Consider the following 24,781-nt stretch of genomic DNA (forward strand, 5'->3'; position numbering starts at 1 on the left):
CGGCCGGGGCCGCGCCTCCGGATTTGTGACAGGTCTCACCGGCAGCCGTGCGAACCGGATCGAGTGTCACTCCAAGGCGGGATCCGGTCGAATTTCCCGCCCTGGTGTGACACTCGATTGCGATCAGTCCTCCGGGTTGTAGCCGAGATTGGGCGCGAGCCAGCGCTCGGCTTCGGTCAGCGTCCAGCCCTTGCGCTTGGCATAGTCGGCCACCTGGTCCTGCGCCAACCGGCCCACCACGAAGTACTGCGACTGCGGATGCGAGAAGTACCAGCCGCTGACGGCAGCACCAGGCCACATCGCCATCGACTCGGTCAGCTCGATACCGGTGCGCTCCTTGACGTCCATCAACTCCCAGAGCGTCGTCTTCTCGGTGTGCTCCGGGCAGGCCGGGTAGCCCGGCGCTGGGCGGATTCCCCGGTATTTCTCATCGATCAGCGCCTGGTTGTCCAGCTGCTCGTCGGGCTGATACCCCCAGAACTCCTTGCGGACCCGTTGGTGCATCCGTTCGGCGAACGCCTCGGCCAGCCGGTCGGCGAGCGACTCCAGCAGGATCGCGTTGTAGTCGTCGTTGTCCGCCTTGAACTCGGCGATCTTCTCACCACTGCCGAGCCCCGTGGTGACGGCGAACGCGCCGACGTAGTCGGCCAGACCCGTGTCCTTGGGCGCGATGAAATCACCCAGTGACCGGTTCGGGATGCCGTCGCGGTGCTCGCCCTGCTGGCGCAGGTTGTGCAGCGTGGTCAGCACCTCGGTGCGGGTCTCGTCGGTGTAGACCTCGACATCGTCGCCGACCGCGTTGGCGGGGAAGAATCCGATCACCCCGTTGGCGGTCAGCCACTTCTCCTTGATCAGGGTGTCGAGCATCTCCTGGGCGTCGTCGTACAGCTTGCGGGCGGCCTCGCCCGAGACCGGGTTGTTGAGGATGTCCGGGAAGCGGCCCTTCATCTCCCAGGCGTTGAAGAACGGCTGCCAGTCGATGAACTCGCGCAGCTCGGCGAGGTCGTAGTCGGAGAACTCCCGCACGCCCAAGCCTTGGGCGGGCACCGGCGGGGTGTAGCCGTCCCACTCGATCGGCGTGCGGTTGGCGCGGGCCTTCTCCAACGTCAGCATCGGCCGCTCGTTCTTCTGGGCGTGCCGTTCGCGCAGGGCCGCGTAATCCTTCTCGGTGGCCTCCAGCAGGGCCGGCCGCTGCTTGTCGTCGAGCAGTGCGGCGGCCACCGGCACCGAACGGGAGGCGTCCTTGACCCAGACCACCGGACCGGACCGACGCGGCGACACCTTCACCGCGGTGTGGGCGCGCGAGGTGGTGGCGCCACCGATCAGCAGCGGGATCTGCAGCCCCTCGCGTTCCATCTCGACGGCGAAGTTGACCATCTCGTCCAGCGACGGGGTGATCAGGCCGGACAGCCCGATGATGTCAGCGTTGTGCTCCTTGGCCGCGTCCAGGATCTTGCTCGCGGGCACCATCACACCGAGGTCGATCACTTCGTAGTTGTTGCACTGCAGGACAACCCCGACGATGTTCTTGCCGATGTCGTGGACGTCGCCCTTGACGGTCGCCATGATGATGGTGCCGTTGGTGTCCTTGGAGTCGGCTGTGCCGTTCTCCGCCTTCTCGGCCTCGATGAACGGCAGCAGGTACGCGACGGCCTTCTTCATCACCCGGGCAGACTTCACGACCTGCGGCAGGAACATCTTGCCCGAACCGAACAGGTCGCCGACGACGTTCATCCCGTCCATCAGCGGGCCCTCGATCACCTCGATCGGCCGCCCACCGGCGCCCTCGATCTCGGCCCGCAGTTCCTCGGTGTCGTCATCGACGTGCGCGTCGATGCCCTTGACCAGCGCGTGGGTGATCCGCTCGCGGACCGGCAGGCTGCGCCATTCCTGGACAACCGCGTCGTCGGCCTTGTCCTTGCTGTTGAACCGCTCCGCGATCTCCAGGAGCCGCTCGGCCGCGTCCTCGCGACGGTTCAGGACGACGTCCTCGATGCGGTCGCGCAGCTCGGGGTCGATCGAGTCGTACGGCACCAGCGCACCCGCGTTGACGATGCCCATGTCCAGGCCGGCCTTGATGGCGTGGAACAGGAACACCGCGTGGATGGCCTCGCGGACCGGGTTGTTGCCGCGGAACGAGAACGACACGTTCGAGATGCCACCGGAGATGTGCACTCCCGGCAGGTTCTCCTTGATCCAGGCGCACGCCTCGATGAAGTCGATCCCGTACGTCGCGTGCTCCTCGATGCCGGTGGCCAGCGCGAAGCAGTTCGGGTCGAAGATGATGTCCTCGGGCGGGAAGCCGACCTCTTCGGTCAGGATCCGATAGGCCCGCCCGCAGATCTCCTTGCGGCGCTCCAGGTTGTCGGCCTGGCCCTGCTCGTCGAAGGCCATCACCACGACGGCGGCGCCGTACTTGCGGCACAGCCGGGCCTCGCGGATGAACTTCTCCTCGCCCTCCTTCATGGAGATCGAGTTGACGATCGGCTTGCCCTGCACGTTCTTCAGGCCCGCCTCGATGACCTCCCACTTGGAGGAGTCGATCATCACCGGGACACGGCTGATGTCCGGTTCGGCCGCGATCAGCTTGGTGAACCGGTCCATCGCGGCGACGCCGTCGATCATGCCTTCGTCCATGTTGATGTCGATGACCTGCGCACCGACCTCCACCTGCTGCAACGCGACCGACAGCGCGGTGTCGTAGTCCTCGGCCTTGATCAGGTTGCGGAACCGGGCGGAGCCGGTGATGTTGGTGCGCTCACCGATGTTGACGAACAGCGAGTCGTCGGTGATGTTGAGCGGCTCCAGACCGGATAGCCGGGTGGCCACGGGGATCTCCGGCAGCTCGCGAGGCGGTTTGCCGTCGACGACCTTGGCGATCTCGGCGATGTGCGGCGGCGCAGTGCCGCAGCACCCGCCGACCAGGTTCACCAGGCCGGCCTCGGCGAACTCGGCGATATAGCCGGCCTGAGCCTCCGGGGACTCGTCGTACTCGCCGAAGGCGTTGGGCAGCCCGGCGTTCGGGTAGCAGGAGACGAAGGTGTCGGCGATCCGCGCCACTTCGGCGATGTAAGGCCTCATCTCCGGCGCGCCCAGGGCGCAGTTGAGGCCCACGGCGAGCGGCCTGGCATGCCTGATCGCGTTCCAGAATGCCTCGGTGACCTGACCGGACAGCGTCCGGCCGGACGCGTCGGTGATGGTGCCCGAGATGATCAGCGGCCAGCGGCGGCCGCGCTGCTCGAACAGCGTCTCGATGGCGAACACCGCCGCCTTGGCGTTCAGCGAGTCGAAGATCGTCTCGATGATGAGCAGGTCGGCACCACCGTCGACCAGGCCGTTGGCCGCTTCCAGGTAGGCGGCGACCAGCTGGTCGTAGGAGACGTTGCGGGCTCCGGGGTCGTTGACGTCCGGTGAGATCGACGCGGTCCGTGTCGTCGGTCCGATGGCGCCGGCGACGTAGCGGGGTTTGTCCGGGGTGCTGAATTCGTCGGCCGCCGCCCGTGCCAGGGCGGCGCCGGCGTAGTTCAGCTCGTAGGCCAGCTCGTGCATGTCGTAATCCGACAGCGAGACCGCATTCGCGTTGAACGTGTTGGTCTCGAGGATGTCCGCGCCCGCTTCGAGGTACTCGCGGTGGATTCCCTCGATGATCTGCGGCTGCGTCAGGTTGAGCAGGTCGTTGTTGCCCTGCAGGGCGGTCGGCCACTCGGTGAACCGCTCGCCGCGGTAGCCGGCCTCATCCGGGCGGTCCCGCTGGATCGCCGTGCCCATCGCGCCGTCGATCACCATGATTCGCTCGCGCAGCGCGGCCGTCAGCTCCACCGTGCAGTCCGGGCGGATGTTCGGCACAAAGGTGTCTGACACAGAGGTGTCCGACTTGACGGCGTTCACGTGCGCACTCCTTCCGTAGCGGAAGGCGTCCTTGACTCTGCCGAGCGTGGCGGATACCAGGGGGGACCTGGAACCGTTGCAACGCCTCTCGACCTCGATGAGTCTACGACGTCACCCGTTCGACGTCTGGACGCCCAGCTCATCGCTGCGATGGACCCCGGCGGCGACGTCGTCGCCACCCTGGTTAACCAGATTGCAGCTGAACGTATTTCGCCGCACCGTCACCCACACGCTGGGACAACATGTCCAGCAGGTCGGTGCCGTAGCGGATCTTGTCAGATGCAGGCACCCGCTCAGAATAATCGCTCGATGGTGCACACCTGCGTCGCGCCTGGTGGCCCTTCCGTGCGTCGCAGGCCTTACGCTGAATTGGTGACACCCGCGGATCCGCGCAGAACCGATCTGCCCAAACTGCACAACACCATCGTGGTGGCTGCCTTCGAGGGCTGGAATGACGCTGGCGACGCGGCCAGTGACGCGCTGGAACACCTGGACGCCATCTGGGAAGCGGAGACCATCGTCGAGATCGACGACGAGTCGTACTACGACTACCAGGTGAATCGGCCGGTGATCCGGCAGATCGACGGCGTCACGCGCGAACTTGCCTGGCCGTCCATGCGGATTTCGCACTGCCGCCCGCCCGGCAGCGACCGCGACATCGTGCTGATGCACGGTGTGGAGCCGAACATGCGCTGGCGGACGTTCTGTGCCGAACTGCTGGCTATCGCCGACAAGCTGAATGTCGACACCGTCGTCATCCTGGGCGCGTTACTGGCCGACACGCCGCACACGCGTCCGGTTCCGGTCTCGGGCGCGGCGTACTCCCCCGAATCAGCGAAGTTCTTCGGTCTCGAGGAGACCCGCTACGAAGGGCCGACCGGAATCGCCGGCGTCTTCCAGGACGCGTGCGTGACGGCGGGGATCCCGGCGGTGACGTTCTGGGCGGCGGTGCCGCACTACGTGTCCCAACCACCCAACCCGAAGGCCACCGTCGCGCTGCTGCGCCGCGTCGAGGACGTGCTGGACATCGAGGTGCCCCTGGCGGACTTGCCGACGCAGGCCGAGGAGTGGGAGGAGGCGGTCACGGAGATGACCGCCGAGGACGAAGAGATCGCCGAGTACGTCGCCTCCCTCGAGCAGCGCGGCGACGCCGAGGTGGACATGAACGAAGTGATCGGCAAGATCGACGGTGACGCGCTGGCCGCGGAGTTCGAGCGCTACCTGCGCCGACGCGGGCCCGGCTTCCGGGGCTAGCTCACCTTTTCCGGCTTGGGCGCCTGCCAGGTGCCGTTGAGCGCGTCCGGCTTGGGCCAGTACAACCGCAGCACGAGTCGGAACGGCCCCTCCGGCGCAGGCAGCCAATTCGCCTCCCGCTCCCGGCCGGGCGATTCGTGCTGCAGGTACAGCGTGTATCCACCGTCGGGGTCGGCGACCAGACTGGGCAGCGTCTGCGAGTTCACCAGGTACCGCTGGATCGGGTTGTCCACCAGCAGGCTCTGCGGCAGTTGGTACATGGTCAGCGACCAGAACGCGTTGACCGGCGGCAGCTGATTGGGGGCGAATCGGTAGGTGTAGCGGTCGGCACCGGTCAGGGGCGCGCCGGTGGCGTCGACGTCGGTGGTCGGGTAGATCGCCTCGTCCTTGGAATTGCCGTAGATGCCGAAGGCGGCCCCGGCCATCCGGTAGAGGTAGTTGTCCCCGATCTGCTCCGGGCTGCCGAACAGGTCGGCCGAACTCAGCTTGCCGGTCTCGACCTGCTCCTTTTGCAGAGTCTGCAGCTCCGACCAGGCGTCGGCCATGCCGCCCTCGACAGCCGCGCGCAATTCCGGTGTCAGCTTGTCGGCGGCGAAGTCGCCGTCGGGTCCGATGCCGAGGCTGGCGAACCGGCTGAGCATGTCCTCCTCGCCGGGTCGCCCCGAGGCGAACTGCATCGCGAAATCCAGGATCTCGAAGAACTGCGGTGAGGTCTTCTGCTGTTCGGGACTCAGCGGGGGCACGAAGTCGATGGGCGGCGCCGGTGTGGGCGGCGGCTGGTCCAGGTAGGCCGACAGCGGCTCAACCAGATAGCCGGCTTGGATCTTCTCCACCTCGGCGAGATCCGACGGCCCGAACAGCTGGGTGCGGTAGATGACGCCGGCCAGCTCGGTGTCGGAGCGGATCACCTCGTTGATGCCTTCGGGGGTGTCGCCCTGCCAGTTGGGGCCGGCCAGCAGGTACTTGCCGCCGCCGTTGCCGGTGGTGCGGCTGCCGACATAGGCGATGTTGTAGGTGTAGCCGTCGATGAACTGCAGCGAGTAGTAGCGGTCCTGGGCGATCGGCGGCACGGTCAGCACCAGGGGTTCCGTGCGCAGGTCGGCGCCGAGCATCGAGTACGGCGTGTCGGAGTTGGGGGTCTGGATCGCCTTGTCCTCGGGGGTGAAGACGCGGGCCGTGCTGTGGATCTGGTTCCAGACGCCCTTGTACTCGGGGTCCTGCTCGTCGACGAAGTAGGAGTACTGGATGCGGTAGTTGTCGACGATCGGGAACCCGTAGATGTACGCCTCTTTGGCGATCGCGCGGGCGTCGCTGGGGCTGATCGATGTCGGCGGTGGTGGCGACGGCGGCGCGGTGGAGGTCCGGTCGGTGGTGCTTTCGGTGGCGCAGCCCGCGAGCAGCAGTACGACGGCGCAGAGCGCGAGCCAGATCCTCATTCAAGCAGCGTGGCACGCGAACGAGCGCGCGTTCTTGTACGGCGTCCCCGGCGTGTCGCCGTACAGACGCGCGCGCTCGCGCTTGGGGGGTGGCGGGTGTTCAGCGGGGTGTTCAGAGTTTGATGCCGAGCAGGGCGTCGACGGCGGTGGCGACCAGCCGTGGCGCCTCCGCGTCGTGCCCGCCGTACTGCAGCGCGTCGGTGCTCCAACCATCGAGGGCGGCAAGCGCTTTCGGGGTGTCGAGATCGTCGGCGAGGTAGCGGCGCACGCGGGCGATCACGTCCGCGGCGTCCGGCCCTGCGGGCAGTGCGGTGGCCTCACGCCACCGGGCCAGCCTGGCCTGCGCCTCGGCGAGCACCTCGGGGCTCCAGAACCGGTCCTCCCGGTAGTGACCGGCGAACAGGCCCAGGCGAATGGCCCCGGGATCCACCCCGTCGGCGCGCAACCGGGACACCAGGACCAGATTGCCGCGGCTCTTGGACATCTTGTGTCCGTCCCAGCCGATCATGCCGGCATGCACGTAGTGCCGGGCGAAGCGCCGCTCCCCCGTCACCGATTCGGCGTGCGCGGCCGAGAACTCGTGATGCGGGAACATCAGGTCGCTGCCGCCGCCCTGGACGTCGAGGCCGGAACCGATGCGGCTCAACGCGATTGCCGCGCACTCGATGTGCCAGCCTGGCCGGCCGGGCCCGAACGGCGACGGCCACGCCGGCTCACCGGCGCGTTCGGCGCGCCACATCAGCGCATCCAGCGGATCGGCCTTGCCCGGGCGGTCGGGGTCACCACCACGTTCGGTGAACAACGTCAGCATGGTGTCGCGGTCATACCCCGACTCGTAGCCGAATTGCTCGGTGGCATCGGCGTGGAAGTACACGTCGGGGTAGGTCGGGTCGTCGACCACATAGGCCGCACCCGAGGCCAGCATCTTCTCGACGAGCTCGATGACCTCGGCGATGGCCTCGGTGGCCGCGATGTAGTCCCGGGGCGGCAGGACCCGCAGCGCGGCCATATCGTCTCGGAACAACTGGGTTTCGCGGTCGCCGAGCTCGCGCCAGCCGATCCCGTCCCGGTCGGCCCGCTCGAACAGCGGGTCGTCGATGTCGGTGATGTTCTGCACGTAGTGCACCCCGTGGCCGGCGTCGAGCCACAACCGGTGCACCAGATCAAAGGTCAGGTATGTCGCGGCGTGACCGAGATGGGTGGCGTCATAAGGGGTGATGCCGCACACGTACATCGTTGCCGTCTCGCCGGGCGACACCGGGCGCACCTGCCGGTCGGCGGTGTCGAAAAGCCGTAGACCCGGACCCCGTCCAGGCAGTTGCGGAACCTCGCCGGCCGACCACGATCGCATAGCTCGACTCTAGGGGGTCGTCAGCCGGCCAACCGCATGGCACCCAGCAGCACGTCGGCGAGTTCGGGGCGGCAGAACAACAGATCGGGCAGGTACGGGTCGGGGCGGTTGTACAACATGGGTGACCCGTCGATGCGCGAGGCGTGCAGACCGGCCGCCAGCACCACGCCCGCGGGCGCGGCGGAATCCCATTCCCACTGGCCACCAGCGTGGATGTAGGCGTCGACGTCGCCGCGTACCACCGCCATCGCCTTGGCGCCGGCCGAACCGATCTGCACCATCTCGAAGTCCACCTGTTCGGCGATCCGGTACAGCACCCTCGGTGGACGACTGGCACTCGCGGTGATTCGAATGGGCCCGGAATGCGCCCGCGGCCCAGCGGCCACCGTGTCGGTGCGGTACACCTCGCCACGCGCGGGCAACGACACCGCCGCATCGGTGATCCGGCCGTCGGGGCCGCCGGTGCGCTGCCACAACGCCACGTGCACCGCCCAGTCCGCGCGGCCGGGCAGCGAATACTCCCGGGTGCCGTCGACGGGGTCGATGATCCACACCCGGTCGGCGCTCAAGCGGCGGCCGATATCGTCGTGAGCTTCCTCACTGAGCACCGCATCACCTGGCCGTTCGGCGCGCAACCGGCGCAGCAGCAGCTTGTTGGCGCGGCTGTCCCCTTCGTCGCCGAGCGACCACGGATAGTCGAAACCCACCTCGTCGCGCAGCGCCAGCAGGAGTTTGCCCGCGTCCTCGGCCAGATCGGCCGCCAGCGCTGCGTCGGTCTGAGGTGTCACCGTCCCAGTATCCGGGGCCTGGCGGCCGAAGGTCTGAGCGGGGCGGTCAGCGCAGGTAGATTCCGTGCTGACACGGCGGTCGGCGTCGGGCCACTCAGCAGAACAGCGAGATCAGATGGTCGGGTTCGGATCGGGACCGTATCGAGTGTGGATTCCCGCGGCGGCGGTTGTTGCGGCCCTCGGGTCGCTGACCGGCTGCAGCACCGAGCCCGAGCCCCGTTCGCTGGTGGGCACCAGCTGGGAACTGGTGCAGATCGAGTCGATGAACGACGCCCAGGGCGTCACCCCGGTTCCCGACCCCGCGACATTCACGGTGGCCTTCGGCGAGGACGGCCGCGCGGCGTTCCAGCTCGACTGCAATTCCGGCAGCGGCACCTTCGAGGCGGCGCCCACCGGGGACGGCACCACCGGCTCGCTGACATTCGGCCCGATCGCGACAACGCTGATGGGCTGCCCCACCCCGTCCCTGGACCAGGAGGTGTCCGCGGCCCTGCCGCATGTGCGTGGCTACATCTTCAAAGGTGAGCAATTGCACATGTCCCTGATGCTGGACGGGGGCATCCTCAGCTGGCGGCCGGTCTAGAACGCCGGCCAGGGAATGGGCCTGCGCCGGTCCGGGGTGGGCATGACCGGGTTGTCGAGCATCTCGCTGGCCCGCACTGCCAGTGCCACCACTTCCATCGGCGTGATGTGCTCGGCCAACTGCTCACCGAGGTCGCCGTCGAGCGCGTCGACCAGCCGCGACACTGACTCGCACGTGTCGTCCTCGATGGGCTTGCCTGCCCAGCCCCACAACACGGTGCGCAGCTTGTCGTCGACGTGCAGGCACAGCCCGTGGTCGACGCCGTAGACGCGGCCGTCGACGCCGTGCAGGATGTGCCCGCCCTTGCGGTCGGCGTTGTTGACCAGGACGTCGAACACCGCGACCAGTCGCAGCCGGGCGTCGTCGGCGTGGATCAGCAGCACCTCGTCGCCCGCGTAGTCCTGAGCGCGTAACACCGGCAGGTAACCGGGGGGCAGGTGCTCGACCGGGCACAGGTCCACCAGATCGAGGGTGGTGGGGGCCTCGGCGGCATCGGCGTCGCCGGGCTGGTCCACCCACAGCTGACACATTCCCGGGCCGGCCGGCCCCTCGCGAATGATGGTGTGCGGCACGATGTTCCAGCCCAAGAACGCGGACACCAGATAGGTGGCGCGCTCCCGGCCGGCCAGGGTGCCGTCCGGGAAATCCCAGAGCGGCTGCTCACCGGCGACGGGCTTGTACACACAATGGACGGCGGTGTCGCCGTCGAGGGAGGCTTCGCACAGGAAGGTGGCGTTGCTGGCGGAACGGATACGTCCCAGCACCGTCAGCTCACCCTGTTCGAGTAAACCTTCGGCGTCAGGGTGTGGGGTCATCGTCTGACCCGAACAGCTCCGCACGGCGGTATCCGTTGGTGCGCACGCAGATATGCCCCTCGGGATCCAGCGGTTCCTCGCACAGGGGGCAGGGCGGCCGTCCCGCGGAGATCACCCGGTTGGACCGGTTGGCGAACTGTCGCGCCGACTCGGGCGTGAGAAACACCCGCACGGCATCGGGGCCGTCCTCGGCATCGTCGAGCACCACGGAGGCATCGAACTCGGTGTCGGTGACCGCGAGCAGCTCGACCACCACGGTCTGCGCTTCGGAGTCCCAGCCCAGCCCCATGGTGCCGACCCGGAATTCCGCGTCGACGGGGGTGACCAGGGGGCTGAGGTCCTCCACAGCGGAGGTCTCAGGGGGAAGCGGAGTGCCGAACCGCCGGTTCACTTCGACCAGCAGCGCGCCGATGCGCTCAGCGAGCACCGCAACCTGCTGCTTCTCCAGCATGACGGACACGACCCGCGAGTCGTGCACGGCCTGCAGGTAGAACGTGCGGTTTCCGGGCTGCCCGACAGTCCCGGCGACGAAGCGGTCGGGTGTTCGGAAGACGTGAATTGCGCGCGCCATGACTCCTCCAAAATACCGGGTGAACGACGTCGGCAGTAATCGGGCGAAGCTCCCCTCACGGAGTTCAGTCGGTGGATCCGCCGACAACTGCGTCGGAGGAGTCGGTTTCGGTCTTCTCGGGCGGCGGGGCCGTGAGCACCGACGCCAGTCCGGCGCCGGTGTGGTTGACGTGAATCACGAACGGCCGCAGCGGGGTGTACCGGATGACGCTCATCGACGCCGGATCGGCGGTGATGCGCTGGAAGCTGTCCAGGTGAGTGCCCAACGCATCGGCCAACACACTCTTGATGACGTCGCCGTGGGTGCAGGCCACCCACAGGGTGTCACCACCGTGTTCCTCGGCGAGCCGCTTGTCGTGTTCACGCACCGCGGCCACGGCGCGAGCCTGCACCTGCGCCAGGCCTTCGCCGTCGGGAAACACTGCCGCACTGGGCTGTTGCTGCACCACCGCCCACAGGGGTTCCTTGACCAGCTCGCCGATCTTGCGGCCGGTCCACGCGCCGTAGTCCACTTCGGCGAGCCGATCCTCGACCACCGGCTCCAGACCCAATTTGGCGGCCAGCGGCTCCAGCGTTCGCTCACAGCGCAACAGCGGACTTCGCACCAGCGCCTTGATCGGCAGGTCGCCCACCCGCTCCACCACACCGCTGGCTTGTTCGCGGCCTTTGTCGTCGAGGTCGACGCCGGCGGATCGGCCCGCCAGCGTGTGCGCGGTGTTCGACGTGGAACGCCCGTGGCGCAACAAGATCACCGTCATGTGGCTGCCACCACACCGGTGCCGAGCAGGATCAGCACCACCGCACCGAGCACCACGCGGTACCCGACGAACCAGTACATCCCGTGCTTGACCAAGAACTTGAGGAACCAGGCGATGGCCGCGTAGCCCACGACGAAGGCGATCAGGATCGACACCAGCAGCTGGGCGCCGCTGGCGCTCATACCGCTGGTGACCGGCGCGAACGCGTCGGGCAGCGAGAACAGGCCGGAGGCCAGCACCGCGGGGATCGCCAGATAGAAGCCGAATCGGGCGGCCAGCTCACGCTCCATGCCGAGGAACAGCCCGGCGCTGATGGTCGCGCCGGAACGCGACACGCCGGGCACCAGCGCCAGGCACTGCGCGAAGCCGACGATGACGGCGTCGCGCCAGGTGAGTTGCTCCACCTTGCGAGTCTGCCTGCCCACGTATTCGGCGGCCGCGATGACGAACGCGAAGACGATGAGTGCTCCTGCGACGAGCCAGAGATTGCGCGCGCCGCTGCGGATCTGGTCTTTGAACAACAGGCCTAGCACACAGATCGGGATGGTGCCGATGATCACCCACCAGCCCAGCCAGTAGTCGGCGTTGCGGCGGGCTGCGTCACGCAGACCGGCAAACCAGGCCACCAGGATGCGGCCGATGTCCTTGGCGAAATAGACGAGCACCGCGGCTTCGGTGCCCAGCTGCGTCACGGCCGTGAACGACGCTCCGGCGTCGTCGTCGAAGAACACCCGCGACACGATGGCCAGGTGTCCCGATGAGGACACCGGAAGGAACTCGGTGAGTCCCTGAACGATGGCCAGAACGATTACCTGCAGCCACGACATCGCCGAAACTGCACTGTCCAACGCTTGGGCTCCTCCCCGTCGGCTACCTCACGCCGAACTGCTGCACCGACCGTACCGTGGGCAGCGTCTGGGCGCCGAGCCGTGTCAGCGTGGAACCGGTTGCGCGGCGGACACCGCATCGCGCACGGCGGCAGCAATGCTGCGCTCATCGGTGACATCGATGTCCACCAGCCCCCTGCTGGCGGTCGCCACCACGTCCTCGGCGTGCGGCACCGGGCCGGACAGCCGGGGGCGGTACACCTCGACGACGAGCATCTGCCGCTCTACGTGGAACGAGAAACTGCGGCCGTCGCCGACTTCACCGAACCCACTGGCATGGATCCCCGGGGTGATGTCTTCGAAGAAGAAACCACCTCTGACGTCTCTCTCGGGGGCCAAAGTCATGGATTGACCATACCGTCAATACGCAACTGTGCGTAGCGTTTCCTAGAATTACTCGTCCAGGAGAAGTTCATCAGCACGCGCGAGAGTTACCCGTAGGCCATTTCATTGAAACGTATTAGAACCCTGTCTGTCGCTTTACGGCTAGCGATGCTGACGATGTTCGCTTTTGCGACCGTGTCGTGTTCGTCGAACCCCGTCGACACTGCGCCACCGACAATCGAGCCGGCCCGTCCGGCCGCCTCTCCCCCCGCCGCCGTACCGCCGGCCGGCACCGTCCGGCCCCTGCCGGGCCGGCCCACGGCGGCCGTCTTCGACAGCGGCGTCTCCGCTCTGGTGGTGCTGACCTCGACTGACGCGGCCAGTGCGCTGACCGTGCTGGGGGCGTCGTCTCGCACCGTGGCACTGCCGGCGCGCGCAACCGCCCTGACCACCGATGACGACGGCACGGCATACGTGTCCACCCGCGGCGGTTATCTGCGTGTCGATCTGGCAACCGGTACCTCGGAACGCGTCGACGTGAGCGACTCGCCCGAGGTGGACTTCACCGCCATCGCGCTGCGGCAGAACGGCGGGGTGGTGCTGGGCAGCGCCGACGGCGCGGTCTTCTTGCTGGCGCCCGACGGCGCACCCACCGTGGAGCACCGTGTGGAGATCTTCGCCCGGGTGGACTCGCTGGCCACCGTCGGTGACACCACGGTGGTGCTCGACCGCGGGCAGACCTCGGTGACCAGTGTCGACACCGAAGGCCGGGCGCAGCAGGCGCTGCGGGCCGGCGACGGCGCCACCACCATCGCCGCGGACCCGGAGGGCCGGCTGCTGGTGACCGACACCCGCGGTGACGAGTTGCTGGTCTTCGGGGTGGACCCGCTGATCATGCGCCAGCGGTACCCGGTGCCGGCCGCCCCGTACGGCCTGACCGGATCTTCGGACCTGGCTTGGGTGTCACAGACCGCGACGAACCTCGTCGTTGGATACGATCTGGCGACTGGAATACCTGTGGAGAAGGTGCGTTACCCAACTGTGCAGCAACCCGACTTCTTGGCTTTCGACGACACCACCGGCACCCTGTTCGTGGTGTCGGCCTCGGGTGCCGGGGTCCAGGTGATCGAATCTGCGGCAGGTGCGCCGTGACGGCCGCGCGGCGCGGCCGGATGCCGATCGGCTGGGATGTGGACCTGTCCGACGACTACGAGTGGGTGCCGCTGCGGCTGCCACCGGACGTCACCCGGCTCACCGCGTCCACCCGGTTGTCCATCGAAGCCGAGTACCGCGGCTGGGAACTGACCAAAGTCCGGCTGTACACCGACGGCACCCGACGAGTGTTGTTGCGGCGCAAGAAGTCCCGCGTGCAGAACCCCAACGCCGACGATCTGCCGGAGCTGTAGTGCTGTACGGCGCGCTGCGCCGGGCGATGTTCGTACTGCCGCCCGAGCGCATTCACACGATCGCCTTCGCCGCGCTGCGCGGCGCCACCGCCCCGGCCCCGGTGCGACGGCGACTGCAGCGCGCGCTGTCGCCGGCCGACCCGGTGCTGGCCAGCACCGTCTTCGGGGTGCACTTCCCCGGGCCGCTGGGGCTGGCCGCCGGTTTCGACAAAGACGGCCACGGCCTGAACACCTGGGGGGCGCTGGGTTTCGGGTACGCCGAGATCGGCACCGTCACCGCCCACCCGCAGCCGGGTAATCCGAAACCGCGGCTGTTCCGCCTGCCCGATGACCGTGGCCTGCTCAACCGCCTCGGCTTCAACAACCATGGCGCGGCGGCATTGGCGGCCCAGCTGGTGCGACACCGCTCCGAGGTGCCGATCGGGGTCAACATCGGCAAGACCAAAGCCACTCCCGCCGAGGCCGCTGAAAGCGATTACCGCACCAGCGCACGGCTTTTGGCGCCGCTGGCCGACTATCTGGTGGTCAACGTCAGCTCACCGAACACCCCGGGCCTGCGTGATCTGCAAGCCGTGACATCGCTACGGCCGATTCTGGCCGGAGTGCTGCAGGAGGCAGGCGACACACCGGTGCTGGTCAAGATCGCGCCGGATCTGGCCGACAGCGATGTCGACGAGGTGGCCGACCTGGCAGTCGAACTGGGCCTGGCCGGGATCGTGGCCACCAACACCACCATCTCGCGCGACGGCCTGCTCACCGCCGGAGTGCCGGAACTCGGCGCCGGTGGCGTGTCGGGGGCACCGGTGGCGCGCCGCTCACTGGAGGTGCTCCGGCGCCTCTACGGCCGGGTGGGCGGACAGGTGGTGCTGATCAGCGTGGGCGGCATCGAGACCGCGGATGACGCCTGGGAACGCATCGTGTCGGGCGCCTCGCTGCTGCAGGGCTACACGGGCTTCATCTACGGCGGCGGCTTGTGGGCCAAACACATTCACGACGGGCTGGCATCCCGCCTGCGTGCCGGCGGTTTCGCCGCGCTGTCCGACGCGGTGGGCTCGGCCACGCGGTAATGCGCGGGCCCCCCGGTGACCCCGAACACCACCGGGCCATGGTTATGGTGGCTAACCATGGATGTCTCGCTTCTCGCCTTCGAATGGACGGACACCAGTAGGCATTGGCTCATCGAGGTTCCCATCAGAATCGTCGCCTACCTGGTGGTCGCCCTCGTCATCCGGCTCATCCTGCACCGCATGATCGACCGCGCGACCACCGCACGGGCTCGCAGGGAACGCGACGAGAGTGCGGACAAGTCGTCGAGAACGCCTCCCCTGGTGCGCTATCTGCGGGACCGCGTACCGTCCTCGGCCACGAGTGAGCAGGTACTGCTGCGCCGCCAGCAGCGGGCCCAGACCATCGGCTCGGTGCTGAAGTCCACCGTCTCGATCGTCCTGCTGGTCTGGGTGGTGCTGGCTCTGCTCAACGTGGTGGGGGTGAACATCGCCCCGTTCATCGCCTCGGCCGGCGTGGTGGGACTCGCCATCGGCTTTGGCGCCCAGAACCTGGTCCGCGATTTTGTGACCGGCGTGTTCATGCTCCTGGAAGACCAGTACGGCGTCGGCGACACCGTGGATCTCGGTGACGCGGTGGGCGAAGTGGAGAGCGTGGGTCTGCGGGTGACCACACTCCGCGATATCGACGGCACGCTCTGGTACGTCCGCAACGGCGAGATCGCCCGCGTGGGCAACATGAGCCAGGAGTACGCCGTCGCGCGTATCGAGGTCCCGGTGGCGTTGACCGCCGACGTCGAGCGCGCCGAACAGGTCGCCATCGCGGCGGCCGAAGAAGCCGTCGCCGACCCGTCGATGGCCACCAAGGTGATCGGCGAACCCCAGATGCTGGGCGTGCAGGAGCTCTCACCCGACCTGATCAAATTGCGGATGACGGTGAAGGTCCGGCCGAATGCGCAGTGGTCGGTACAACGAGGACTCCGGCGCGCCATCCTGCGCGCCTACGACGAGCACGGAATCGACCTGCCGTATCCGACGGGCCGCGCCGCCGCCGTCGGCGAGTAGCCACAGCGCGGTCGACGATCAGAGCGCCTTCACCCAGAACGGCCAGCGTGGGTCGGACATCTTCATCCGCGCCCGCATCAGTTTCCACAGGCCGTACTTGTGGTAGTCGAAATCCCAGGTGGTGTTGAGCTGCTGGTTGACCACGGCCCACAGACCCCACTTGGTGTCGGCCAGCGCGCAGCAGACCTGCACCCGCGCACAGGTGGCGAAATCGGTGCGGCCGTAGAAGTCTTCGACGAGCTCGAGCATCTGCTCCTCGCCGTAGAACATCTCCACGATCAGCAGCGCCAGTTCGTAGGCGCGTTCGTTGTTGGAGGCGAACTCGTAGTCCACCATGCGCATCGGCTTGCCGTCGGCCACCAGGAAGTTGCCCGGCATCGGATCATTGTGGCAGGCAACCAGATCGAGGCCGGAGGCCAGTAACGCCGATTTGGCCTGCTGGTACTCCCCCAGGATCAGGCCGGCATCGACGGGCAGTCGCACCCCGATCTCCTGCGCCTGGCTCAGGTGCTCCTCGATCATGTCGAACATGGTCTTGGTGCCGCTGAGCAGTCCCCCGTCGTGGAGGGTGCGGTAGATGCCGATGATCTCTCGCGGCACCTCGGGGCGCTTGAAATCGCCGTTGGTGCAGGCCCGGTAGCCCTCCAGGAACTCGATCACCTCGACACCCGTGGCGGGATCGAAGTGCACCATTTCCGCCCCGATCCCGCGTTCACCGGCCCGGCGGGCCGCCTCGTTGGCCAGGCTGCGGTCGATGAAGGCGTCACTGCCGTCGCCGGGGATCTTGAGGAAGTACCGGGTGTCCAGACCCTCGACGGTGATGCGCCAGTTGCTGTTCTGCAGGCCACCCAGAACCGGTGCGTAGGACACCGTGCGGCCCCGCCACCGTTCGATCTGGACGAGCACGTCTTCGACGCGGCGTTCGGCGGCGGTGCGCGCAGACCCGATCGCCTTGTCACCGGCGCTGCCCGGACGATCGTCGGTCACGGTCACAGGCTCTCCAATCGATCGTGAAAGTGCACGTCGGCCAACCCGGCGCGGGCGCGCAGGAACTGCCAGTCCGACAGCTTGGAGTACTCCAGCGTTCCCGGCCGGGCCGCGTCGGAGTAGGCGCCGATCAGACCCCATCGCACGCAGTCGGCGATCCCGTACACCCGGGCCCGGTCGAACAGGCTCTGATCGAAGGAGCCCCAGGCCATCTCGAACGCAACCCGGGCCTGGGAGTCGAACGGCCGCACCTCGGCCAGGAGCACGCCGATGTCCTGCAGCGGATCCATCACCGCCGCCACATCCCAGTCCACCAGCAACGTTCGGCCGTCCTCGACCAGCAAGACGTTCGACACGTTGCCGTCACCGTGCGCGGGCACGGTATCGAAACCCGTTGCCAGGATCCGTTTCTCGGCCATGTCGACCATCCGCAACATCCAGTCGAAATCTCTCGGGAGCTGCACGTCGTTGGCGGTGGCCAGCGCGGTCAGGGTCCGAATGTCGTCGAACACCGTGGCGGTGCGGGTGATCTCGGTGAGCTGACGCACCTGCGCACGAACGTCGATGAGTTCCTGCAGTGCCTCGTCGTCGTCGAATTTGTCCAAGGTGGCGGTGGCGGCGGTGTCGACGAAGTTCTCCATCACCAGCACGCCGGCGTCGGCATCGGCCGCCAACACCGTGGGCGCGACGCCGAGCTCCCCGGCCGCCCTGGCAGCGGCAAAAGCATGCGGCACGTCGACATACGCGCCGGCATGGCCGATCATCTTCTTGACGAAAAGCGTTGTCTCGCTGCCCCGGACATCGAGGCATTCGGAGTCCGCACCCCACCAGCTGGGGCTGGCCATCGAGGGTGTGGGGTCCGCGGTCACCTCGTCATCCAGCGGCAGCCCGAGCCGGCTCAACTGGGCGGTGATGCTCATGACGGAACTCCTTCGGCGGCGAGTTGTGGCCAGCTGAGGTCGAAACCGCGGGCTCCCTCGAGCCATTTCGTCAAGCGCAGCACATCGCGGTCGGCGAAGCGCGGACCGATCACCTGGATTCCGACCGGCATACCGTCGACGAAACCGAAACAGACCGAAGAGGCCGGGGCGCCCGTCTGGTTGAACCACGCGGTGAAACCGCAGTGTGCCAGCGGCGCCGACTCGTCGGCACCACATTCCCCGGCGCCGAAACCGACCATCGGGATCACCGGGGCGATCACGAAGTCGAACGCGGCGCAGGCGGTACGCATGGTTTCGGCGGAGCGGGCGACGGCCTCGCTGTCGCGGGTGAAGTCGGCCGCGGAATAGCCCGCTGCCGGCGCGCACCACTGCCGGATCACCGGATGCACGTCGTCGCGGCGTTGCGCGGGGATGGCCTGCAGTTCGGCGACGGCGCGGACCTGGAACACCCGGTCCAGCGCCGGATAAGGATCGGTGGCAAACACCGGGGCCATCGGCGTGACCATGGCGCCGCCACCGGTCAAAGCGGCGGCGGCAGCACTGACCACCGCGGCCACGTCCGCGTCGGCAGCGAAACCCGGTGACAGTTCGGTGAGCACACCGATGCGTAGCCCGTTCGGCGACAGCGGTTCTCGTAGCGCTGAGCCCTCCTCGGGGGCCAGGCTCCAGATATCGCGCGCGTCGGGCCGGCTGAGGATCTCGTAGAGGGCGAGCACGTCGTCGACGGTGCGGGCCATCGGTCCGGCCGAGCGCATGGTGGACGGTGCCAGGTGCGGGATGCGGCCCTGGGTGGGTTTGAGCGCCACCACGCCGCAGTGTCCGGCCGGCAGTCGCACCGAGCCGGCGATATCGGAACCCACGGACCCGAAGGCGATTCCGGCGGCCAGGCTGGCACCGGCCCCGGAACTGGAGCCGCCGGTGCTGCGGGCCAGATTCCACGGGTTGCGGGTGATGCCGTACAGCGAGCTGACCCCGGCGGCCATCATGCCGAAGTCTGGCATCGTCGTCTTGCCGATGATCACCGCGCCGGCCTCTTTGAGCCGGGCGGCCGGCGGGGCGTCGACGCTGGAAGGCGCAAGGTCGCGGTTGGCGGCGCAGCCGTGCCGCCACGGCATCCCCGTGGCGTGGACGCTGTCTTTGATGGTGACCGGCACGCCGTCCAGCGCGCCGAGCGGTGCATGATCTGCCCAGCGCTTCGTCGAGTCTTCGGCCGCGGCACGGGCACCCGCGGCATCGAGATGGGCCAGCGCGTTGATGGCGGGGTTGCGCTCGTCGACACGGTTCAGGGTGTGCTCGAGCACCGCCGCCGGGGTGGCCTCGCCGGTACGGTAAGCCGTCGTGAGAGCGGTGATGTCGCCGTCGAGCAGGTGATTCACGCGTGCGCCGCCTCGTCGAGGGCACCGGTCAGCATCCGCGCCGTGGTGGCGGTCAACACCGTCACCCCCGCCAGCATCTGTGCGTCGGTGGTGAATTCGTGTTCGTTGTGCGAGATCCCGTCGACACTGGGTACGAACAGCATCACCGTCGGCACCACATCGGTCAGGTTCACCGAATCGTGCCCGGCCATCGTGGGCAGCGTCCGCCAGCGCAGCCCGAGGTCCTCGGCCACCGCGCCCGCCAGTGCCACACCGGATTCCGGATAGGCCTTGGACTGCCGCAGCGTGGCGGATTCGACGCTGACCGTCACCTCGCCGATCGCGGCGAAGGCCGCCATCAGGCCGGCGTGCGCCTTCTCCAGCACGTCGATGTCCAGGGCGCGCATATCGGCGGCCAGTCGCACGCGGGACGGCACCACCACCGGCGAGTTGGGCTCGACGGTGAACTGCCCGACCGAACCCAGAAGCGCACCGTCGCCGAATTCGGCGTTGAACTCGTCGGCCACCTCCCGCACTGCCAGCACCACTTTGGCGGCGCCCACCAGGGCGTCCCGCCGGTACCGCATGTGGGTGGCCCCGGTGTGGGACTGCTCCCCGTCGACGGTGATGACGTACTTGTAGGCGGCCCAGTTACGGGTGACGACGCCGATGTCGAACCCCTCGTCGACGAGGGTCCGGCCCTGTTCGATGTGGATCTCGGCGAACGCCTGCGCCCGGGGTGCGGTGTCGGATCCGTGAAACCCGATGTCCTGCAGGGCTTCCCGCACCGTGATGCCGTCCGGTGCGGCGGTGTCGAGTACCGCCTCGGCGTCGAACTTGCCGATGTAGACGCCGCTGCCCATCAGGCTGGGCGAGAATCTGGAGCCCTCCTCGTTGAACCAGTTGACCGCCGCGATGTTGAGCCGCGTGCCCACCGGCGGATCGGCCTGCAAACGGGCCGCCGCGTACGCCGCCGCCAGCACACCGTAGGCCCCGTCGAAACGCCCGGACGTGGGTTGGCTGTCCAGGTGCGACCCGATGAGCACGTAGTCGGCGTCCGAGGTGAACTCCGCACAGCCGTACATGTTGCCCACCGCATCCACCAGGCATGTCAGCCCGTGCGTGTCGAACCAGGCGCGCAACCATTCGCGGGCCAGGCCGTCGGCGGCGGTGGCCGCCTCCCGGTGGACCCCACCTGCGGGGGTGGCCCCGATTGCCGACAGTTCGGCGAAGTCGCGCAGGAATGCCTCATCGCTGAGATCGCTCACGCGCTGCCCTCCACGGCGGCGGTGCGGACCTTGTCTTCGAGAGATTCGTCAGGTGCGGGGTCGGCGTCCTTGACCGCGGTCCTGGCCACGTCGAACATGGCTGCCACCCGCGCCTTCTCCTCGTCATCGGATTTGATGAACCACGCCGCGGCCAGGAACACCACCAGGTTCACGCCGATGCCGACGATGCCGCCGGTGAGGCTGCCGAGTGCCCGGATGTCGTCGGGGTAGATCCACGTCAGCACCATGGCCACCAGGAAGCCCGAGACCATGCCCGCGATGGCGCCCTGCTTGTTGCCACCCTTCCAGAAGATGCCCAGGAACAGCGGCACCGCCAGCTGCACGATGCCCTGGTAGGAGATCTGGGCCAGCAGCTGCAGCCGCTCCATGTTGAAGGTCACGTACGCCACCACACCAGCGGCGGCCATGAACCCCATCATCGAGGTCTTGGCGACGTAGGTCAGTTGCTTGTCCGACAGCGGACGCTTGGCGGTGTTGACCAGATCGTTGGCGATCTGCAGGCCGCAGACCTGCACACTGCCGTCGATGTGTCCCATGGAGGCGGCGAACACGATCGTCACGCCCAGACCGAGCAGCCAGGTGCCACCGTAGTCGCTCATGATGGTGAACCAGCCCATCTGCGGGGCCTCGACCACATCGGGCATCACGGTGGCGGCGATACCCACCAACATCAACAACGTGTAGAAGACACCCGAGATCAGCACCGTGCACAAAGTCCCGGACTTGACCGACCGCACGCTGGAGGCGGTGTAGATCCGCTGGAAGCTGGTGGGCCAGCACAGTGACCCGATGACACCGGTGAAGATCAGGGCGAAGATGTAGAGCGGCCCGTAGGCGCCGCCGTCGCCCGGCAGTGCCAGGTATTCGTCAGCCACGTCACCCAGAGCAGCGAAGCTGATCGGGCCACCGGCGACACCGGAGAGCAGCACCAGGCACACGATCGCGGAGAACACATACGCCACGGTGCCCTGGAACGCGTCGGTCATGATCAGTCCGCGCATCCCCATCCGCACGGTCCAGTACTGGCGAATGATGATCACCGCCAGACCGACGATCAAACAGGTGGTGACGCCCCACGCGCCGGCGCTGGCGAGTTCGAACACCGAACCCAGCGCCTGCATGCCGAGCACCACCCACGGGAACAGGGACACGATGCCGATGAGGCTGGAGATCACCCGCACCGCAGGCGAATTGAAGCGTTTACCCAGCAGATCGGGCTGCGAACGCAAGTCGTACTTCTTGCCCCAGCGCCAGGCCCTGGTGGCCATGAAGTACATCATGGCGACCCCGAGCGAGGAATAGGCCAGCCCGTACAGGCCGAAAACACCTGCGCCGGCGGCCAGTCCGAAGAACGCGATGAAGGTCGAACCGGGCCACCAGGAGTTGACATAGCTCATCGCCACGTACCAGGGCCCGTAGCTGCGACCGCCGACGGCGTACTCGTCGAAGCTGGGCGCGGTCTTCTGCTGGGTGACGTAGAGGATTCCGACGACGATGGCGTAGAAGACCGCCAGCATGCTGAGCATGATCCACATATCAGCCTCCGAGGCTTTCGTTTCCAGGTTCGGTCGAGTCGCGTTCGGTGGAGTCGTCGTCGAGCTCGCCGCGAATGTCTTCGACGACGTAGAACGCCGTCAGGGTGAGGCCCAGAACCAGGGCGTTGATGATCCAGTACATGATGGCGAACGGGACGCCGAGGACGCTGGCACGAATTCCGCTGCCCCACAGATACAGTGGCGGGAACAGCGCGAACAGCAATGCCACTGCGTAGAGCGTGCCGAAGAAACCGACGATGGTCCGGCGTGGCAATCCTTTGATGAAGCTGGTCATACCCGAACTCCTTGTTCGAAAGCCGGTGCCACCCAGGGCAACAGCTGGTTGTGAATTCGCCCGTTGCTGGCCACCCCGTGACCGGCGTCGAAGACGTCGCGGCCGTCGAGACTGGTGAAGCGGCCGCCGGCCTCGGCGAGGATCACCGGCATGGGCGCCAGATCGAAGGCGCGGGCGGTGTAGTCGACCACCGCGTCGGCGTGGCCGCAGGCCACCATCGCATAGCCGAAGGCGTCTCCCCACGTGCGCAAGACCACATTCTGGCTGTGCAGGTCGGAGATCACCGAAGGATCCCAGTCCTCCAGCCAGGTGGCCATCACGTAGGCCCCGTCGAGGCTGGGGCGGTCGGACACGCTGACACGCGTGCCGTTGCGCCAGCAACCCTTGCCTTTCTCGGCGTGGACCTGGATGCCGGCGCTGGGCAGATTGATGATCCCGAAGACGATCTCGTCGCCCTCCTGCAGCGCGATCAGGTTGGCGTACAGCGGCACCCCCCGGACAAACGACTTGGTGCCGTCGATCGGGTCGATGATCCAACGAAATCCGCTGCTGCCGCGGGTCTCCGGGAACTCCTCGCCGGTGAAGGAGTCCTCGGCGAACTCCGCGCTGACGGCCTCGCGAAGCCGCAACTCGATCTTCCGGTCGGCCTCGGTCACCGGCGATCCGTCGTCCTTGAGATCGACGTCGAGGTCCTGGGCCTCGAAGTAGCGGCGCGAGATCTCCCCGGCCTCGGCAGCCATGCGGAAGCCGAGTTGAATGCGGCGCTGACGCTGTTCGGTCACCCCATGACTGTCGGGTTAGACCATTTCTGGTTCGGTGAGGCGGGCGTTAAGCGCGTGTAAACAGCGGCTGTGAGCGGTTCCGTGGGTGTGCGGCCGACGCCCGGCGCCGATAGCGTGCAGTCATGCTCGCGGTCATGCACGCACACCAGGCGCTGCAGCGGCTGGCCGACGAACTGGCCGGCCGCGGCGAGGCGCGGATGCCTGCCGAGCGGGTGCTGGCCGAACGGCTGGGCACCTCACGCACCACGGTGCGCAAGGCGCTGGAAGCGCTGGAGCAGGACGGGACGATCCGACGGGTGAAAGGCCGCGCCGGCGGCGCATACCTGACCGCGGTGGCCGCCCCGGAGGCCTCGGTGCAGGCGTCGCAGCCGTATTGCCGCAGCCGCGGTGTGCTGCGCAGCCTGAACACCGTCAAGGGCATTCCGGAGATCTTGGCGGAGCAGGGTTTTCGTGATGGCACGACGGTGATCCGAGCGGGGTTGGTGCTGCCGCCCCCGAAGGTGGCCGGCGCCCTGCAGTTGACGGCCGAGCAGTCGGTGGTGTCGCTGCTGCGGCTGCGGCACGCCGACGGCGAAACCCTGTCGTTGGAACAGATGTACCTGCGGCCTGAGCTGGCCGCGGTGCTCCGTACCGAGATGACGTCGATGTACCGGACGCTGTGGAACCGGCTGGGCGTGCGGATCGCCGTCGTCGACGAAAGGATCGAGATCGCGTCGCTGTCGGCGGCCGAGGGGGCGCTGTTGGGACAGCCCACCGGCACGCCGGTGCTGCAGCTCGAGCGCGTCGGCTATGACCAGAACAACCGCGCCGTCGAGTACTCCGTCGACCTGTTCCGCGCCGACCGGACGCGGCTGCTGGTGCGATCGGAGTCCCCGCTGTCCGACGGTATGGAAGTGACGGCCGGACGCGTGGAGCGCCTGGCCTGACGTACCCGCGTCAGTTCTGTTCGTAGGTCCCGTGAATCAAGGCGCGGGCGATCGCGTTACCGAAGAGGTTGAAGCCCAGGAACGCCGGTGTCGCGTCCTCGGTGACATCGAGCTTCTCCACCTGCAGCGCGTGCACGGCCACGATGTAGCGGTGCGGGCCGTGCCCGGCCGGCGGGGCGGCGCCGACGAAACGGTGCAGGCCGGCATCGTTGCGCAGGGTGATCGCATCACCGGGCAGTGAACTGCCGTCGCCCACACCCGCGGGCAGTTCGGTGACGGTGCCCGGCAGGTTGGCCACCGCCCAGTGCCAGAAGCCCGAGCCGGTGGGGGCGTCTGGGTCGTAGACGGTGACGGCGAAGCTGCGGGTCTCTTCGGGGTAGCCCGACCAGCTCAGCTGCGGCGACTGATCTTCCCCACCGGCGCCCATGAGTCCGCTGACCTGAGCGTTGCCCCAGGGCTGCCCGTCGGTGAAGGAGTCCGAGGTCAGTGTGAAGCTCGGCAGCTTGGGCAGGAACTCGTAGGGGTTGTACGGAAAAGCCATG

At 67.6% G+C, this 24,781-nt stretch carries 24 protein-coding genes; 7 read left to right on the top strand and 17 right to left on the bottom strand.

Features of this window, described 5'->3' with window-relative positions; translation table 11 throughout:
* Positions 1-123: 123 nt before the first annotated feature.
* On the bottom strand, positions 124-3,888 hold the full coding sequence (gene metH, locus NL241_RS21130) for a methionine synthase (RefSeq protein ID WP_494394948.1): 3,765 nt from the start codon (positions 3,886-3,888) through the stop codon (positions 124-126).
* Positions 3,889-4,197: 309 nt separating this feature from the next.
* Between metH and NL241_RS21135 the strand changes: the two genes are divergently transcribed.
* Positions 4,198-5,142 carry a PAC2 family protein gene (locus NL241_RS21135; protein ID WP_487694940.1) on the top strand — a complete coding sequence of 315 codons (945 nt, stop codon included), beginning with the start codon at positions 4,198-4,200 and terminating at the stop codon, positions 5,140-5,142.
* On the opposite strand, the gene NL241_RS21140 is transcribed toward NL241_RS21135, so the two are convergent.
* The 3 genes from NL241_RS21140 to NL241_RS21150 form a co-directional block, all read right to left on the bottom strand.
* Positions 5,139-6,578 (bottom strand): DUF1254 domain-containing protein, encoded by a 1,440-nt coding sequence (locus tag NL241_RS21140; RefSeq protein WP_494394949.1) that lies wholly within the window; start codon positions 6,576-6,578, stop codon positions 5,139-5,141. The genes NL241_RS21135 and NL241_RS21140 overlap by 4 nt on opposite strands.
* 112 nt (positions 6,579-6,690) lie before the next feature.
* Positions 6,691-7,929 carry a cysteine--1-D-myo-inosityl 2-amino-2-deoxy-alpha-D-glucopyranoside ligase gene (gene mshC, locus NL241_RS21145; protein ID WP_494394950.1) on the bottom strand — a complete coding sequence of 413 codons (1,239 nt, stop codon included), beginning with the start codon at positions 7,927-7,929 and terminating at the stop codon, positions 6,691-6,693.
* A 20-nt stretch (positions 7,930-7,949) separates the two neighbouring features.
* A complete protein-coding gene (locus tag NL241_RS21150) occupies positions 7,950-8,717 on the bottom strand; it encodes a 3'(2'),5'-bisphosphate nucleotidase CysQ (protein ID WP_487694944.1) in 768 nt (255 codons plus the stop codon).
* Positions 8,718-8,832: 115 nt separating this feature from the next.
* Between NL241_RS21150 and NL241_RS21155 the strand changes: the two genes are divergently transcribed.
* A complete protein-coding gene (locus NL241_RS21155) occupies positions 8,833-9,300 on the top strand; it encodes an META domain-containing protein (protein ID WP_494394951.1) in 468 nt (155 codons plus the stop codon).
* Here NL241_RS21155 and NL241_RS21160 read toward each other — a convergent pair.
* The 5 genes from NL241_RS21160 to NL241_RS21180 form a co-directional block, all read right to left on the bottom strand.
* Positions 9,297-10,115, bottom strand: coding sequence for an Rv2133c family protein (locus tag NL241_RS21160; protein WP_487694946.1), 819 nt, complete (start codon positions 10,113-10,115; stop codon positions 9,297-9,299). The genes NL241_RS21155 and NL241_RS21160 overlap by 4 nt on opposite strands.
* Complete coding sequence (locus NL241_RS21165; protein WP_487694947.1) at positions 10,099-10,686, bottom strand: Rv2134c family protein; 588 nt, start codon at positions 10,684-10,686, stop codon at positions 10,099-10,101. The genes NL241_RS21160 and NL241_RS21165 overlap by 17 nt, the downstream gene beginning before the upstream one ends.
* Before the next feature lie 64 nt (positions 10,687-10,750).
* Positions 10,751-11,443, bottom strand: a complete 693-nt coding sequence (locus NL241_RS21170; RefSeq protein ID WP_487694949.1) for a histidine phosphatase family protein — start codon at positions 11,441-11,443, stop codon at positions 10,751-10,753.
* Positions 11,440-12,270, bottom strand: coding sequence for an undecaprenyl-diphosphate phosphatase (locus NL241_RS21175; protein ID WP_487694990.1), 831 nt, complete (start codon positions 12,268-12,270; stop codon positions 11,440-11,442). The genes NL241_RS21170 and NL241_RS21175 overlap by 4 nt, the downstream gene beginning before the upstream one ends.
* Positions 12,271-12,375: 105 nt before the next feature.
* The gene (locus NL241_RS21180; protein ID WP_487694950.1) at positions 12,376-12,675 is read right to left on the bottom strand and encodes a hypothetical protein; all 300 of its coding nucleotides are present in this window, start codon (positions 12,673-12,675) and stop codon (positions 12,376-12,378) included.
* Positions 12,676-12,831: 156 nt separating this feature from the next.
* On the opposite strand from NL241_RS21180, the gene NL241_RS21185 reads away from it, so the two are divergent.
* From NL241_RS21185 to NL241_RS21200, 4 genes are read left to right on the top strand one after another with little or no spacing between them, the layout of a single operon-like run.
* Positions 12,832-13,806, top strand: a complete 975-nt coding sequence (locus tag NL241_RS21185) for a YncE family protein (protein ID WP_494394952.1) — start codon at positions 12,832-12,834, stop codon at positions 13,804-13,806.
* Positions 13,803-14,060 carry a DUF5703 family protein gene (locus NL241_RS21190; RefSeq protein ID WP_487694953.1) on the top strand — a complete coding sequence of 86 codons (258 nt, stop codon included), beginning with the start codon at positions 13,803-13,805 and terminating at the stop codon, positions 14,058-14,060. Before NL241_RS21185 ends, NL241_RS21190 begins: the two co-directional genes overlap by 4 nt.
* A 2-nt stretch (positions 14,061-14,062) precedes the next feature.
* Positions 14,063-15,127 (top strand): quinone-dependent dihydroorotate dehydrogenase, encoded by a 1,065-nt coding sequence (locus tag NL241_RS21195; protein ID WP_494398355.1) that lies wholly within the window; start codon positions 14,063-14,065, stop codon positions 15,125-15,127.
* Positions 15,128-15,184: 57 nt separating this feature from the next.
* Positions 15,185-16,129: a mechanosensitive ion channel family protein gene (locus tag NL241_RS21200; protein WP_487694954.1), complete on the top strand. Its 945-nt coding sequence runs from the start codon at positions 15,185-15,187 to the stop codon at positions 16,127-16,129.
* An 18-nt stretch (positions 16,130-16,147) separates the two neighbouring features.
* Here the strand turns inward: NL241_RS21200 and NL241_RS21205 are convergent, their stop codons facing one another.
* The 7 genes from NL241_RS21205 to NL241_RS21235 are packed head-to-tail and all read right to left on the bottom strand — an operon-like array spanning position 16,148 to position 23,313.
* A complete protein-coding gene (locus NL241_RS21205) occupies positions 16,148-17,116 on the bottom strand; it encodes a phosphotransferase (protein WP_487694956.1) in 969 nt (322 codons plus the stop codon).
* Positions 17,117-17,118: 2 nt separating this feature from the next.
* Positions 17,119-18,036, bottom strand: coding sequence for a phosphotransferase (locus tag NL241_RS21210; RefSeq protein ID WP_494394953.1), 918 nt, complete (start codon positions 18,034-18,036; stop codon positions 17,119-17,121).
* Positions 18,033-19,433, bottom strand: coding sequence for an amidase (locus tag NL241_RS21215; protein ID WP_494394954.1), 1,401 nt, complete (start codon positions 19,431-19,433; stop codon positions 18,033-18,035). Before NL241_RS21215 ends, NL241_RS21210 begins: the two co-directional genes overlap by 4 nt.
* Entirely contained in the window at positions 19,430-20,680 is a 1,251-nt protein-coding gene (locus tag NL241_RS21220; RefSeq protein ID WP_494394955.1) for a M20 family metallo-hydrolase, read from the bottom strand. The genes NL241_RS21215 and NL241_RS21220 overlap by 4 nt, the downstream gene beginning before the upstream one ends.
* Positions 20,677-22,236, bottom strand: a complete 1,560-nt coding sequence (locus NL241_RS21225) for a sodium:solute symporter family protein (RefSeq protein WP_487694961.1) — start codon at positions 22,234-22,236, stop codon at positions 20,677-20,679. Before NL241_RS21225 ends, NL241_RS21220 begins: the two co-directional genes overlap by 4 nt.
* 1 nt (position 22,237) lies before the next feature.
* Entirely contained in the window at positions 22,238-22,531 is a 294-nt protein-coding gene (locus tag NL241_RS21230) for a hypothetical protein (RefSeq protein ID WP_487694962.1), read from the bottom strand.
* Complete coding sequence (locus tag NL241_RS21235; protein ID WP_487694963.1) at positions 22,528-23,313, bottom strand: inositol monophosphatase family protein; 786 nt, start codon at positions 23,311-23,313, stop codon at positions 22,528-22,530. The genes NL241_RS21230 and NL241_RS21235 overlap by 4 nt, the downstream gene beginning before the upstream one ends.
* A gap of 122 nt (positions 23,314-23,435) precedes the next feature.
* On the opposite strand from NL241_RS21235, the gene NL241_RS21240 reads away from it, so the two are divergent.
* Positions 23,436-24,239: a GntR family transcriptional regulator gene (locus tag NL241_RS21240; protein WP_487694965.1), complete on the top strand. Its 804-nt coding sequence runs from the start codon at positions 23,436-23,438 to the stop codon at positions 24,237-24,239.
* Between the two features lie 10 nt (positions 24,240-24,249).
* On the opposite strand, the gene NL241_RS21245 is transcribed toward NL241_RS21240, so the two are convergent.
* A complete protein-coding gene (locus NL241_RS21245; protein ID WP_487694967.1) occupies positions 24,250-24,780 on the bottom strand; it encodes a YbhB/YbcL family Raf kinase inhibitor-like protein in 531 nt (176 codons plus the stop codon).
* Between the last annotated feature and the right edge of the window lies 1 nt (position 24,781).

Source organism: Mycolicibacterium sp. SMGY-1XX, from assembly GCF_059132455.1.